Annotated in this window: 13 protein-coding genes; 7 read left to right on the top strand and 6 right to left on the bottom strand. The window is 70.4% G+C overall.

Features of this window, described 5'->3' with window-relative positions:
* The first annotated feature begins 113 nt into the window (after positions 1 to 113).
* Positions 114 to 785, top strand: a complete 672-nt coding sequence (locus ACNYC2_RS21835) for an HAD family hydrolase (RefSeq protein WP_419703800.1) — start codon at positions 114 to 116, stop codon at positions 783 to 785.
* Between the two features lie 184 nt (positions 786 to 969).
* Here the strand turns inward: ACNYC2_RS21835 and ACNYC2_RS21830 are convergent, their stop codons facing one another.
* Together ACNYC2_RS21830 and ACNYC2_RS21825 are read right to left on the bottom strand one after the other, a co-directional pair.
* Entirely contained in the window at positions 970 to 1,251 is a 282-nt protein-coding gene (locus tag ACNYC2_RS21830; RefSeq protein ID WP_419707879.1) for a PDDEXK nuclease domain-containing protein, read from the bottom strand.
* A 141-nt stretch (positions 1,252 to 1,392) separates the two neighbouring features.
* A complete protein-coding gene (locus ACNYC2_RS21825) occupies positions 1,393 to 2,151 on the bottom strand; it encodes an SOS response-associated peptidase (RefSeq protein ID WP_419703799.1) in 759 nt (252 codons plus the stop codon).
* A gap of 116 nt (positions 2,152 to 2,267) precedes the next feature.
* On the opposite strand from ACNYC2_RS21825, the gene ACNYC2_RS21820 reads away from it, so the two are divergent.
* The 4 genes from ACNYC2_RS21820 (at position 2,268) to ACNYC2_RS21805 (ending at position 8,573) form a co-directional block, all read left to right on the top strand.
* Entirely contained in the window at positions 2,268 to 3,527 is a 1,260-nt protein-coding gene (locus tag ACNYC2_RS21820) for a multidrug effflux MFS transporter (RefSeq protein WP_419703798.1), read from the top strand.
* 64 nt (positions 3,528 to 3,591) lie between these two features.
* Positions 3,592 to 5,838, top strand: coding sequence for an esterase-like activity of phytase family protein (locus ACNYC2_RS21815; RefSeq protein ID WP_419703797.1), 2,247 nt, complete (start codon positions 3,592 to 3,594; stop codon positions 5,836 to 5,838).
* 117 nt (positions 5,839 to 5,955) lie between these two features.
* Positions 5,956 to 7,107 (top strand): LCP family protein, encoded by a 1,152-nt coding sequence (locus ACNYC2_RS21810; protein WP_419703796.1) that lies wholly within the window; start codon positions 5,956 to 5,958, stop codon positions 7,105 to 7,107.
* 221 nt (positions 7,108 to 7,328) lie between these two features.
* Positions 7,329 to 8,573 (top strand): LCP family protein, encoded by a 1,245-nt coding sequence (locus ACNYC2_RS21805; RefSeq protein WP_419703795.1) that lies wholly within the window; start codon positions 7,329 to 7,331, stop codon positions 8,571 to 8,573.
* Positions 8,574 to 8,597: 24 nt separating this feature from the next.
* Here ACNYC2_RS21805 and ACNYC2_RS21800 read toward each other — a convergent pair whose 3' ends face one another.
* A complete protein-coding gene (locus ACNYC2_RS21800; protein ID WP_419703794.1) occupies positions 8,598 to 9,206 on the bottom strand; it encodes a LysE/ArgO family amino acid transporter in 609 nt (202 codons plus the stop codon).
* A 96-nt stretch (positions 9,207 to 9,302) separates the two neighbouring features.
* Entirely contained in the window at positions 9,303 to 10,229 is a 927-nt protein-coding gene (locus tag ACNYC2_RS21795; protein ID WP_419703793.1) for a LysR family transcriptional regulator ArgP, read from the bottom strand.
* An 88-nt stretch (positions 10,230 to 10,317) separates the two neighbouring features.
* On the opposite strand from ACNYC2_RS21795, the gene ACNYC2_RS21790 reads away from it, so the two are divergent.
* Positions 10,318 to 10,935, top strand: coding sequence for a LysE/ArgO family amino acid transporter (locus tag ACNYC2_RS21790; protein ID WP_419703792.1), 618 nt, complete (start codon positions 10,318 to 10,320; stop codon positions 10,933 to 10,935).
* Between the two features lie 41 nt (positions 10,936 to 10,976).
* Here the strand turns inward: ACNYC2_RS21790 and ACNYC2_RS21785 are convergent, their stop codons facing one another.
* Entirely contained in the window at positions 10,977 to 12,224 is a 1,248-nt protein-coding gene (locus ACNYC2_RS21785) for a pyridoxal phosphate-dependent aminotransferase (RefSeq protein ID WP_419703791.1), read from the bottom strand.
* Positions 12,225 to 12,404: 180 nt separating this feature from the next.
* Between ACNYC2_RS21785 and ACNYC2_RS21780 the strand changes: the two genes are divergently transcribed.
* The gene (locus tag ACNYC2_RS21780; protein WP_419703790.1) at positions 12,405 to 12,770 is read left to right on the top strand and encodes a hypothetical protein; all 366 of its coding nucleotides are present in this window, start codon (positions 12,405 to 12,407) and stop codon (positions 12,768 to 12,770) included.
* Positions 12,771 to 13,207: 437 nt separating this feature from the next.
* Here the strand turns inward: ACNYC2_RS21780 and ACNYC2_RS21775 are convergent, their stop codons facing one another.
* A complete protein-coding gene (locus ACNYC2_RS21775) occupies positions 13,208 to 13,468 on the bottom strand; it encodes a helix-turn-helix domain-containing protein (RefSeq protein WP_419703789.1) in 261 nt (86 codons plus the stop codon).
* Between the last annotated feature and the right edge of the window lie 144 nt (positions 13,469 to 13,612).

Below are 13,612 nucleotides of genomic sequence, written 5' to 3'. Positions count from 1 at the left end.
GTCCTGCGCCCGCACCGTCCAGTAGGTTCCGTTCGGCACAGCAACCTAATCGGAAATAGTCCGAGTACAAACCCACAGCGTGGCGGGGTGTCGCTGTATGACACGATGCGGACGTGCTGAAAGTCGTTCTCTTCGATCTCGACGACACGCTCGTGGACCAGGAGGGCGCCTCGCGCACGGCGCTCCTGGACTGGCTGCCCGAGCTGGGGCTTGGCCTCGACGACGTGGAAGAGCTGGCAGCCGCGTGGCTCGCCATCGCGGAGGAGGCCTACGCGCGCTACCAGCGCCGTGAGATCACCTTCCAGGACCAGCGGCGCGTCCGGGTACGCGAGTTCCTGGGCGCTGACGCCACCGACGCCGAGGCGGACGAGCTCTTCTCGGGATACCTGTCCCGCTACGAGCGCGCCTGGGTCGCGTTCGACGACGCCGTGCCCGCCCTGCGCCGGGTGCGCGACGAGGGCCTCGTCGTCGCGCTGCTCACCAACGGCGACTCGGCCCACCAGCGGCAGAAGCTCGACCGGACGGGGTTGGCGGAGCACCTCGACGTCGTCGTCGCGTCGGACGACCTGCCGGCGGGCAAGCCCGACCCCCGCGCCTACGCCGCGACGTGCGCGGTCCTCGGCGTCGCGCCGGGTGACGTGCTGATGGTCGGCAACGACGTGGAGAAGGACTTCCAGGGTCCGTTCGACGCCGGAATGGGCGCGGTGCTGCTGGACCGGCACGACCGGTACCCGGAGGTCGCGGACCGGATCCGGACGCTCGACGAGGTGCCGCTGGCCGGGTAGGCCGCCGGCCCTCGGGGCGGCGTCGCGCGCGGGCCCGAGGCAAGGCAGACCCGGGTGGCAGGTGTCAGGCTTGCTGAACTACGTCAACGTCAGCCTCGCCTGTTTCGGGTGAGCTGAACTATTCAGCAGACGCCACACATCCGGGGTTGAGCTGAACGCAGTTCAGCCCACCTGGCACCCACTGTCAGCGCATACCAGCCGCTGCTGGGGGCGCCGCGATGAGCGACTCCTGGACCTGGATCTCCTCTTCGATGACAGTCTCGAGTTCTCCAGGACTGGGGAGCGCGGCGCGCTCCTCCGGCGTCAGGCCCTCGTAGAGAGCTACTGCGACGGGGGATGCGGTGCTTGCGAGCGCGTAGTCGAGAGTGGCGTCGTTGCGTTCGGTGCAGAGCAGGATCCCGACTGTCTGCGCGTGCAGGTCCGGCTTTCGGATCTCGCCGTCGACCATCGCGACGTAGGTGCCGATCTGGCCTATGTGTAGTCTGCGGGCTCAGCGCCGCTGTGGGGTCTCGATCGTTATGCCCCAAGTGTGTAGAGGAATTACGGCACCCGCCTGCCGAGTTGCATATACGCAACGAAGAAGCGCGAAGCGAACCCTTGAGGTTCATCAGACCAGTACCGGCTCCGGATCCCTCGGCTCCGCGTCCACCTCGATCAGCGACGGCCCGTTGTTCTGCACCTTCCCGACGGCGTCACCCACCGGCCGCGTGGTCAGCGGCGCGTTGTCCACCGTCAACAGCTCGGACGCGTCGCGTACTGCCGGGTCCAGCCACGTGTCCCAGGCGTCCTGCGGCAGCACGAGCGGCATGCGGTCGTGGATCGCCGCCATGGCGTCCGAGGCCGGCCGGGTCACCACGGTGGCCGACACCAGCCACCGGTCCGGGTCGGTCTCGCTCGCCGCGGGGTTGCGCCAGAACTCGTACAGGCCGGCGAAGGCGGCGACGCCGGCGTCCGCGGGGTGGATCCAGTACGGCTGCTTCGGGACCTTCTTCGAACCAGGCGCCGTGAGCGACACCAGCTTGCGCCACTCGTAGTAACCGTCGGCGAGCACGAGGCAGCGCCGAGCCGCGAACGGCTTGGCGAACGCCGGCTTGTCGAGCAGGGACTCGGACCGTGCGTTGATCATGCGGGCGCCCACGCCAGGATCCTTGGCCCAGGATGGCACGAGCCCCCAGCGCGCCAGCCGCATGGACCGCGTCACCTCCGCCGAGCCCTTGGCGGCGCGCTCGACCACTATCCGCACCGGGTCGGTGGGCGCCACGTTCCAGGACGGCGGCAAGAGCCGCGCGTCCTCGGCGAGCTCGGCGATCGCGAGCTCGTCAGCGAGGTCCTGGGTGTCCGTGAAAGAGGCGAAGCGTCCGCACATAGGACCAGCATGCCCTGAGCCACTGACACTCGCGGGACCGGTGATCGCGGCGTGCGCGAGGTGGGAGATCGAGATCACTCTGTTCATGGTCGTATCGATTCGATAGAATGGGGGCCATGCCATCCGAAGCGCCGTCGAGCGTGCCCTCAGTCATGCCCGCGCGCCGCGCTCCGTCGTCTCGATCGGCCCTCAAGTGGGTGATCATGCTCGGTGCGCTGGCGTGCCTGCCCGCCCTCACCGTCGACATGTACCTCCCCGCGCTGCCGCAGGTCGCCGCCGACCTCGGTACCTCCGACGCGCTCGCCCAGCTCACCGTCTCCTGCATGCTCGTCGGTGGGGCGCTCGGCCAGCTGGTCATCGGCCCGCTGACCGACCGCTTCGGCCGTCGTCTGCCGCTGATGATCGGCATCGGCATGCACGTCCTGGTCTCGCTGGCCTGCGCCGTCGTGGACGACATCCACCTGCTCATCGGGCTCCGCCTGGCGCAGGGCTTCTTCAACTCGGCGGCGAGCGTCGCGGCCATGGCCACCGTGCGGGACCGTTTCGTGGGCGCCGAGGCCGCCCGCATCCTGTCGCGCCTCATGCTCGTGATCGGCGTGGCCCCGATGCTCGCGCCGTCGCTGGGCTCGATCGTCCTGGAGGCGTTCGAGTGGCGCTGGATCTTCGTGGTGCTCGCGCTGATCGGCGCCACGCTCGCGGTGATCGTGTTCTTCGTGATGCCGGAGACCAACCCGGTGGCCCGCCGCACGACCGGAGGCGCGTCGTCGGTGGTGCGCGGCTATCGCACGCTGCTCCGCGACAAGCACTTCATGGCGCTGGCGCTCATCCCCGGGCTCGCGATGGGCGCGCTCCTGAGCTACGTGGTGGGCTCCCCCTTCGTGTTCCAGCAGGGATACGGGCTGACGCACGGGCAGTTCTCGCTCCTGTTCGCGATCAACGGGCTCGGCCTGGTGCTCTCCGCGCAGGTCAACGCGGCGCTGGTGCGCCGGGTCGCACCTATTCGCCTGCTCCGCACGGCCCTGGTGGCGCAGCTCGTGATGTCCCTGGTCCTGCTCGTGGTCGCGATCACGGAGTTCGGCGGACTGATCGGCCTGCTGGTGGCCCTGTGGCTGGTGCTGGCGTTCCAGGGCCTCATCCCGGCCAACGCGTCGGCCCTGGCCATGTCCCGGCACGGCGAGATCGCCGGCACGTCGGCGGCGATGATCGGCGCCATCCAGTCGCTGCTCGCAGGCATCGTGTCGCCGATCGTCGGTCTGCTGGGCAGCGACACCGTCGCCATGTCGTCGGTGATGCTCGGCGCGGGGCTCGCCGCGTTCGTCGTGCTGGCCACGGCGACCCCGGCGTACCGCAAGGGCGGCTGGCACGCACCGATCTGAGTGTTCATCCCGAGGTCGGGCGGGATTCACCGGGACGTCGGCTCCGCAGTCTTGGCTCGCACGCATGAGTACACCCATGCGCACCCGCGCCTCGCGCGCGGTGGCCGCCGCCGCGGCCGCCTCGCTGCTGCTCCCCGCGGCCGTCGCCGTCGCAGCGCCCCAGCAGGGCCCCGGTCCGAGCTCTGAGCACCACGGCGGCACCTACCTCGCCGCCACCCTGGCCGGTCGCGCCACGCTGTCGGCCGACTACCTGGCCGAAGGCCCGCCGTCAGGCGCCGCGGCCTCGCCCGGCAACGGACGGCAGGGCCCCTGGGACGGCCAGGTGATCCCCGGCTTCTCCGCGATGGTCGACAACCACGACGGCACCTTCTGGGCCCAGCCGGACAACGGCTTCGGGGCCAAGGGCAACTCCGCCGACTTCCTCCTGCGCAACTACCTCGTGCGCCCCCAGTGGAACACCGGCAGCAAGGGCTCCGGCGCGATCAAGGTGCTCGACTTCGTCGAGTACAACGACCGCAACGACGTCCTCGACTTCGAGATCGTCAACGAGGACACCGACGAGCGGCTGCTCACGGGCGCCGACTTCGACATCGAGTCCCTCGTCCGGGCCACGGACGGCACGTTCTGGGTGGGCGAGGAGTTCGGCCCGTTCCTGCTGCACTTCGACGAGGACGGCACGCTGCTGGAGGCCCCGTACGAGTTCCCGGACGGCAGGTCGCCCGGCAACCCGTACCTGGAGCCCGGTGAGAAGCCGAACGTCGGGAGCAGCCGCGGCTTCGAGGCGATGGCCTCGAGCGGTCGCTACCTCTACCCGGTGGTCGAGGGCGCTCTGGCCGACGACGCCGACGTCCGCCGCCGCTGGATCTACCAGTTCGACACCCGCCGCGGCGAGTACACGGGCAAGCGCTGGGCGTACCAGACCGACCAGCAGGCCAACGTCATCGGCGACGCGTTCGCGACCGGCCGCGACACCATGCTGCTCATCGAGCGCGACGACTTCGAGGGTGACCAGGCGGTCACCAAGCGCGTCTACGAGATCGACCTGGGCCGGAAGGACCGCGACGGCTTCGTCAAGAAGGAGCTCGTGGTCGACGCCCTGCGGATCGCGAACCCGCGCGGCATCGACAAGGGCGAGGGCTACGGCCTCGGCGACACCTTCAGCCTGCCCGTGCAGTCCTTCGAGACCGTCCTGTTCGTGGACCGCGACACGCTGCTGATCGGCAACGACAACAACTACCCGGGCAACGACGCGCGCGTCACCGGCACGCCGGACGACACCGAGATGGCCCTCGTCGACCTCAGGAAGAAGCGGGTGACGGACGACGGCGTCACCGTCGTCGGGCACCGCGGGGCCTCGGGCTACCGGCCCGAGCACACGCTCGCCGCGTACGAGACCGCCATCAACCAGTGCGCCGACTACATCGAGCCCGACGTGGTCTCCACCAAGGACGGCGTGCTCGTCGCGCGGCACGAGAACGAGATCAGCGGCACGACCGACGTCGCCGCCCACCCGGAGTTCGCCGACCGCCGCACCACGAAGACCATCGACGGCACCTCGATCACCGGCTGGTTCACCGAGGACTTCACGCTCGCCGAGCTGCGCACCCTGCGCGCCAAGGAGCGCCTGCCGCAGGTCCGGCCGCAGAACGTCGCGTTCGACGGGCTCTACCTCGTCCCGACCCTCGACGAGGTCCTCGACCTGGCGCGCAACAGCCGTACCTGCGACGGCGCGCCCGTCGGCGTCTACCCGGAGACCAAGCACCCGACGTACTTCGACTCGATCGGCCTGTCGCTGGAGGAGCCGCTCGTGCGCGAGCTGGGCCGGAACGGCTTCGACCGCGCCGACGCCCCGGTGATCGTCCAGTCCTTCGAGGTGGGCAACCTGCAGGATCTCGACGACATGACCGACGTCCGCCTCGGCCAGCTCATCAGCAGCAGCGGCGCGCCCTACGACTTCGTGGCCGACGGCGACCCGCGCACCTACGCGGACCTGGTCACCCGGAGCGGGCTGCGCGAGATCGCGTCCTACGCCGACGGCATCGGCGCCGAGAAGAACGTGCTGATCCCGCGCGAGGCGGACGGCACGCTCGGTGCCCCGAGCGCCGTGATCCGCGACGCGCACCGCGTCGGGCTCGAGGTGCACACCTGGACCTTCCGGCGGGAGAACCAGTTCATGTCCGCCGAGTTCCGGTCCTCGACCGACCCGAACGGGATCGGCGACCTCGTGGCGGAGATCCGCGTCTTCATGAAGGCGGGCCTGGACGGCTTCTTCACCGACAACCCGGACCTCGGCGTCGCCGCGGTGAGCTGAGCAGCCGCACCGAGCTGAGCAGCACCACTTAACGGGCCCCGTGCCGGGGTACATGCCTATGCTCCGCATGTGCCCCGGCACCTCAGCAACCAGCGCAGTCACCGCGTCGCGCGAGTCGTGACGCTATTCGTCGTCGGCGCTGTCACGCTCGCCGGCGTCGCCGCAGCGGCCGTGTACCTGGACCTCAAGGACGAGATCGGCGTCAGTGACGTCTCCGGCCTGGTCGAGGTACCGAAGCCCGCGGATCCCGACGACCCGTTCACCGGACGCAGCCTCAACATCCTCCTGCTCGGCACCGACCTGCGCGGCGGCGAGAACACCGAGATAGCCGGCGCCGGCGACGGCGGGATGCGGTCGGACACCACGATGCTCGTCCATGTCTCCGGGGACCGGTCGCGGATCGAGGTGGTCTCCATCCCGCGCGACTCGCTCGTCGAGATCCCCTCCTGCGAGCTGCCCGACGGCAGCGAGTCCGGCGCCACGTACGGCATGTTCAACAGCGCGTTCACGATCGGCGGCGGCGCCGAGGAGGACCTCACGTACGCCGCGGCCTGCGCGCTCTCCGCGGTACAGAGCCTCACCGACGTCCCGGTCACCAACCACATGGTCGTGCAGATGGACGGTGTGGTCGACGTCGTCGACGCGCTCGGCGGCGTGCGCATGTGCCTGCCCGAACCGCTAGTGCAGGACCCGGCGTACGGGCGCTTCGAGCTGCCCGCCGGGGAGCAGACCCTCGACGGGCGCCAGGCCATCGGCTTCCTGCGGGCCCGCCACGGCACGGGGCTCGGCCTGGAGCAGGGCAGCGACCTCACGCGGATCGCACGGCAGCAGGCGTTCGTCGACTCGCTGGTGCGCCAGGTCCTGGACCAGAACGTCGTGACCAACTCGCCGCAGCTCTACCGCACCATCCGTGCGGTGCTCGGCGCGATCTCGGCCGACCCGAGCCTGGCCGACCCGGCGGCGCTGGCCGGCCTCGCCTTCAGCATCCGGGACATCGACCCGGCCGACATCGTGTTCACGGAGCTGCCTGTCGTGGCTGCCCCGACGGATCCCAACCGGGTGGTCTGGACCGAGGACGCTGCAGCGATCTGGGCACGCCTGGCAGCCGACGAACCGCCGCCGGGGCGCGAGACGCCCGCGCCGGACGCGAGCGAGGAGGGCGGCTCGGCGGGCGGCGCTGAGGGCGGCTCGGAAAGTTCGACGACGCCGTCGAACCGGCCGGACCCGTCTCCGTCGCCCTCGCTGCTGCCTGGCGTCTGCGCCGACTGACGCCCTGTCACGGGCTGGAACCTGCCTGGGAAGTGCGAGGGTTATTTACACGTTTGTTGCACCGAGGCCATAGTCTCTGGGGCGTGGCGAGTGACTTCTGGACGGCAGTCCGACCTGTCGGCGAGATTATCCAAGGGGTACCCCGGCACGCTCGATCGGGCGAACGCCAGCCCCGGCACGTGCGTAGCTGGCGCAAGATGTTCGTGGTGCGAGGCGTCACGATGAGCCTCGTAGGGGTGATGGCGTTCGGCTCCGCCGCGGCGGCGACGGCGTACCACAACGCGATCTCGCAGATCGAGGTCCAGGACCTGGACGGCCTGGTGGCCGAGCAGGTCAAGCCCAAGGACCCGTCGGACCCGTTCAAGGACGAGCCGGTCAACCTGCTGCTCATGGGTACCGACATCCGCGACGGGAGCAACGCCGACATCGGCGGCACCGTCAGCGGCATGCGGTCCGACACCACCATGCTGGTGCACATCGCCGCGGACCGGAAGTGGATCGAGATCGTGTCGTTGCCACGCGACACGTTCGTGGACATCCCGTCCTGCCAGCTGCCGGACGGCAGCCAGAGCCAGCCGTACCGTGACAAGTTCAACGCCTCGTTCGAGGTCGGCAGCGGCCACACGTCGCTCAAGCATGCCGCCGCGTGCACGATCAACACCGTCAACGCGATCACCGGCGTGACCGTCACCAACCACGCCGTCGTGAAGATGAACGGTGTGATCGACGTGGTCGACGCGCTCGGGGGCGTCAAGATGTGCCTGCCCGAGGCGCTGCACGGCGACCCGCGGTCGGCGCGGATCGACCTGCCCGCGGGCGAGAACCGGCTCGACGGCAAGACCGCCATCCAGTTCCTCCGGGTGCGCAAGGGCACCGGCATGGGGCTCGAGATGGGTAGCGACCTGACCCGCATCGAGCGGCAGCAGGCGTTCATCAACGCCACCCTGCGGCAGATCCTGTCCGCCGAGACGCTGGCCGACCCGACCAAGACCTTTCGCCTGATCAACGCGGCGCTCGGCTCGCTGAGCGCCGACCCGGACATCGCCGACCCCGGCAAGGTCGCGGGCCTCGCCTGGTCGCTCCGGGAGATCGACAAGCGCAACATCGTGATGACGAAGATCCCGGTCTACGACACCACCGAGGGGACCGCCAGCGGGATCGGCTGGGGTCCGGAGGCCGCCGAGATCTTCCAGCGCATGGCGGCGGACACCCCGCCCGACAGCGTGGTGCTGCCCGAGGCGGAGCCGTCCGGCTCGCCGAGCGCGAGCGAAGGTGGGACCGAGGGCGGCACCGAGGGCGACGGCGGTGACGCCGGGACCGGCGAGACCGACGAGGGCACCGAGACCGGTGGCGAGACGGGGACGGGCGGCGACGGCACCGAGACCGGTGGCGAGGGAACGACGAAGCCCGAGACGCCGAAGCCCAGCCCGAGCCCCGAGGTCCTGCTCGACGGCGTCTGTGCCTGACGCGGACTGACGGGTACTGACGGCTCAGGACCCGCCGAGAATCAGCGACGCCGCCACGACCACCATGGTCACCGCGACGACGCTGTCGAGCACGCGCCACGCGCCCGGCTTCTCCAGGAGCGGCGCGAGGTAGCGCGCCCCGTAGCCGAGTGCGACGAACCAGGCGGTGCTGGCGACGCAGGCGCCGAGCCCGAACCACCAGCGGTCGTCGCCGTGCGTCGCGGCGAGCCCGCCCACGAGCACCACGGTGTCGAGGTAGACGTGGGGGTTCAGCCAGGTCAGGGCGAGCGTCGTGGCGACGGCGGCGCCTACCGTCCGGTCCGTGACGCTGTGCCGGCCCATGACCACCCGCTGCCCCTTGACGGCGCGGTACCCGGCCATGCCCCCGTAGACGAGGACGACGATGGCACCGGCCCAGCGCGCGATCTCGACGACGAGCGGCGCGCTCTGGATCATGGAACCCAGCCCGCCGACCCCTGCCGAGATGAGCACGAGGTCGCTGAGGGCGCAGATGCCGGCCACGAGTCCGACGTGCTCACGGCGCAGCCCCTGGCGGAGAACGAAGATGTTCTGCGCCCCGACGGCGACGATGAGCGAGAGACCGAAAGCCATGCCTGCGAGGGCGGAGAGCATGCCTGAACGGTAAGAAGTCGGGCACGGGATGTCCGGTTCATGATTCGGAAGTGCAGAAGACTGAATCACGGTTAATGATGGGGGTACGTCCAGATTTCACGCAGGTAGTAGCTCTCGTGTTGCTTCTTTTCGCAGCGCTGCCGTGACCCTGTCCAGCACGGTCGAGCGCAGCTTCCACTGCTGCAGGTGGAGCGGGACGTCGACGGTCGTGCCGGGCTCCAGCAGCGCGATGTCGTCACCGGCGGCGCGTCCCCCGAGGGAGGGCGTGTCCAGGAGCATGCCCCAGCCGAGCCCGAGATGGATCGACTCCTCGTACTCGACGGTGCTCGGCACGTGGTGCCGCGGCGGCCTGGCCCCCGGCGCCCGCTCCCGCAGGAACATGTCCTGCAGATCGTCCGTCCGGTCGAAGACGACCACCGGTGCGGCGGCCAGGGCCTCCGCCGTCGGGCCGTGGGGGAACCAGCGCCGCGCGAAGGCGCGAGTGCAGGCCGGCCGGTAGCGCATGATGCCGAGCGGAGTGCTGCGGCAGCCCTGGACCTGCGCCGTCTGCGACGTGACCGCTGCCATCACCACCCCCTCGCGGAGCAGGTCCGCGGTGCGGCTGTCGTCCGCGCGGTGCAGGTCGAACGTGACCCCCTCGACCTGGGCGAGGGCGGGCAGCACCCAGGTGGCCAGCGAGTCAGCGCTGACGGCGAGGGGCACGGTCACGAAGGTGGCGGGCGTGCCGCCGTCGGCCTCCCGTCCGTCCGGGTGCCCGTGCGGATCGTTCGCGCCGAGCTCGGCCGCGATCTCCGCGCCGAGCAGCTCCGTCTGGCGGGCGAGCCGCAGCAGCGCCTGGCCGGACGCCGTCGCGACCACCGGCCGGGCGCGTCGCACGAGCACGCTGCCCGCCGCGTTCTCCAGCGCCCGGATGCGCTGGCTGACGGCGGACGGCGTCACGTGCAGCGCCCGTGCCGCCGCGTCGAACGAACCCTCGGCCACCACGGCGGCCAGCGCTTCGAGCTGGCGGGAGTCCCATCGCATGTCGACAGTCTGACGTCTTCAGTTCTTCTTATGCACCCTGAAAAACCTGAACTGGTCTTCACTCGCTGCGCTGCCTAGCGTGGAAGACATGCTCACCCTGCTCGCCGGACTCGGGTTCGGTCTCTCGCTCATCGTCGCCATCGGTGCCCAGAACGCGTTCGTGCTGCGCCAGGGGCTGCGCCGTGAGCACGTGGCCGTCGTGGCGGCGATCTGCGCGGTCTCCGACGCGCTGCTCTACGCGGCGGGCGGTGCGGGGTTCGGCCCGCTGGTGGAGCGCTGGCCCGACGCGGTGGAGGTGATGCGCTGGCTGGGCGCCGCCGTCGTGCTCGGCTACGGCGCGATGGCGGCCTGGCGCGCCGTGCGCGGCGACACGAAGCTCGCGGCGGCCGAGGACGGCGCGCTCGGCGACAGCCCGGGCCGCCGTCTGCGCCCGGTGGTCCTCACGACGCTCGCGCTCACCTGGCTGAACCCGCACGTGTACCTCGACACCGTGCTGCTGCAGGGTTCGGTCGCGGCCACCTACGGCGACGACCGCTGGCTCTTCACCGCTGGGGCGATGGTGTCGAGCATCCTCTGGTTCTGCGGCCTCGGCTACGGCGCGCGCCTGCTCGCCCCGGTGCTGAAGCGCCCGGGTGCCTGGCGCGTGGTCGACGGCGTGATCGCGCTGATCATGCTGGCCGTGGCGGTCTCGCTGCTCGCGGGCTGAGGGGCTGACGGGCAGCGCGCCGACCGACCCGGCGCGGCCGGCTAGCTCAGCGGGACGCCGAGCCGGGCCAGGCGGGTCGCCGCCTCGCGCAGCACCTCCTCGCGCTTCACGAAGGTGAACCGCACGTGCGAGGCGAGCGCCTTCGCCGTCGGCGAGCCCGCGCGGCAGAACGCCGCCGCCGGGATCGCCACCACGCCGGCGAGCTCGGGCAGACGGCGGCACAGCTCGACGCCGTCGCGCAGCCCGAGGCGGCCGATCAGGTTCGACGCGTCGGCCATCACGAAGTACGTGCCGGCCGGGCGGTTCACCGTGAAACCAGCCGCTTCGAGTCCGGCGCAGAGGAGGTCCCGGCGTACGGCGAGGGCCGCAGCCAGGGCGCGGGGCGTGTCGTCGTCGGCGAGGGCCTGGGCGATGGCGGGCTGGAACGGTGCGCCGGACGTGTACGTGAGGAACTGCTTCACCGTCCGGACCGCCGTGACCAGGTCGGCGGGCCCGTGGAGCCAGCCGACCTTCCAGCCGGTGAACGAGAACGTCTTGCCCGACGACGAGATGGTGAGCGTCCGCTCGGTCATGCCCGGCAGCGTGGCGATCGGGATGTGCTCGGCGCCGAACGTGAGGTGCTCGTAGACCTCGTCGGTCACGACTATCGCGTCATGCTCCTGAGCCACCGCGGCGACGGCCGCCAGCTCGTCCCTGGTGAGCACCGCCCCCGTCGGGTTGTGCGGGGAGTTGAGCACGATCATCCGCAGGCGAGGGGTGGCGGCCGCACGCAGCGCCTCGACGTCGAGGCGGAAGCCGTCCGGCCCGGGAACCAGGGGAGCGGTCACGTGCGTGGCGCCGGACATGCCGATCGACGCCGCGTGCGAGTCGTAGAACGGCTCCAGCGTGAGCACCTCGTCACCCGCGCGGGTCAGCGCAAGGATGGTCGCGGCCAGTGCCTCCGTGGCGCCGGTGGTCACGAGCACCTCGGTGTCGGGGTCGACGTCCAGCCCGTAGTGCCGCTTCTGGTGGTCCGCGATCGCGCGGCGCAGCTCCGGCACGCCGTCGCCCGGCGCGTACTGGTTACGGCCCTCCTCGATCGCCCGGATCGCCGCCTGCTTGACGTACTCGGGCCCGTCGACGTCGGGGAAACCCTGGCCGAGGTTGATCGCGCCGGTGCGGACGGCAAGGGCCGACATCTCGGCGAAGATCGTCGCGGCGACGGTGCCGTCGTCGGCGAGTAGGCCCGCCGCGCTCGCGGTGTCCTGCCAGCGGTCCTGGCCGCGGCCAGGTGAATGGAGGGAGCTCATGGGGTCGACGATATCCACCCCGCGTCCACCCCGAGTTCATCTCGGACACCGCGGACAACCCTCTTTACCTGCGCGTATGTGGACAACCCTGTGGATGTGGTGGATAACCCCGGGGTCGCGGGGAAAGTTATCCACAGGGCGCCCTGCAAAGGTGAACATTTGGCCCTAGCGTTATCGGCCATGGGCGAAGAGGGGGCGCGCATCCTCGAGCACGAGGTGCGCGAGCTGGTGCGGCGCAGGGGGCTGGACCCGATCGGTGACCGGGCGGGGCTGTCGAGCCTTGTCACCGACGCGGTGGGTGACTACGCGACCCGGGCGAGCGTCGGCGTGGTGCCGCCCCTCGCCGATCCCGTGGCAGCGGCCCAGGCGGTGACCGACGCCGTCGGCGGGTTCGGCCCGCTGCAGCCCTACCTCGACGACCCGGAGATCGAGGAGGTCTGGCTCAACGCACCGTCGCGAGCTGCAAACCTTCTCTCGCAACCGGGTGTCCTGACCCACATCACTCTGCTCAGGGACGATCGGGCGGCGTGGTCAGTGCTCGATTGATCGCCATTACGAGGTCTGCCGAGAAGTGGGGGCGGTCGTCAACGAACTTCCTGATGCGTGCTTCCAACTCGTCGGGCTCGCTTCGCCGGCCTGCGTGAGCGCTAGGCGGGATGCCGGGCTTGCTGGTTGCGGGTGGGGCCTTGCGCATGTTTTCACATCCTGGCTCGTCGACCATGGCTCCGTGCCCGGCTTCGATGCCCTGGCCGGGCTTGGGTCCCGCCATCCATGACGGCGGGCACTGCAAGACCTCGTGGAGTGCAGGTTTCGCGTGTGGGACTTGCCCGTCGCGGTGCAACTGTGCTGTCCAAGGTCGTTGCCGGTGACCCGTAGGGACACCGAGAGGACACGACTTTGACGCGGCAGCACGCAGTTCGCATGTGATGTCCGGCAGGAGTCCCATGCGCGGCCCGGGGTGTCCTGTTCGCGCTTGAGTCCGGTCACATCGGCGGCCGTGGAGCGTCCATGCAAGCGCGGATGTTGGGGAGGCGGTCACGCCGGTCGGGAGACCAGTGCTCGCCGTCTGTCGGTTCGCGATCAAGCGCGTCTGGGTCGGTTTCCCAGCGCTTGTAGAAGTCCTGGGCGCTCTGTTTGGTGATCCGCAGGGCCCGGCCGATCTGTTCCCAGGTGGCGCCGTCCTCACGCGCGGCCCGCATGGCCGCCAGCGGCCGTCGATGCGCACCGAGCAGGACGGCCGACATCGGTGTATTGGCAGCACGAGTTCTCACTTTTGTTGTGCTGACAGTACAGCCTGATCTACGGTGTGGACCACCCGAATCGCGAGAGCGTCGTTGGGCGCTGCCGGGACGTCCGCGCCTGGTCACCACGAGGAGAGGCATGAAGCC

It is taken from the genome of Promicromonospora sp. NFX87 (assembly GCF_048564965.1).
In the GTDB taxonomy this organism is placed as follows: domain Bacteria; phylum Actinomycetota; class Actinomycetes; order Actinomycetales; family Cellulomonadaceae; genus Promicromonospora.
Note: the sequence above shows the minus strand (reverse complement) of the source record. Positions and strands in the feature narration are given on the sequence as shown.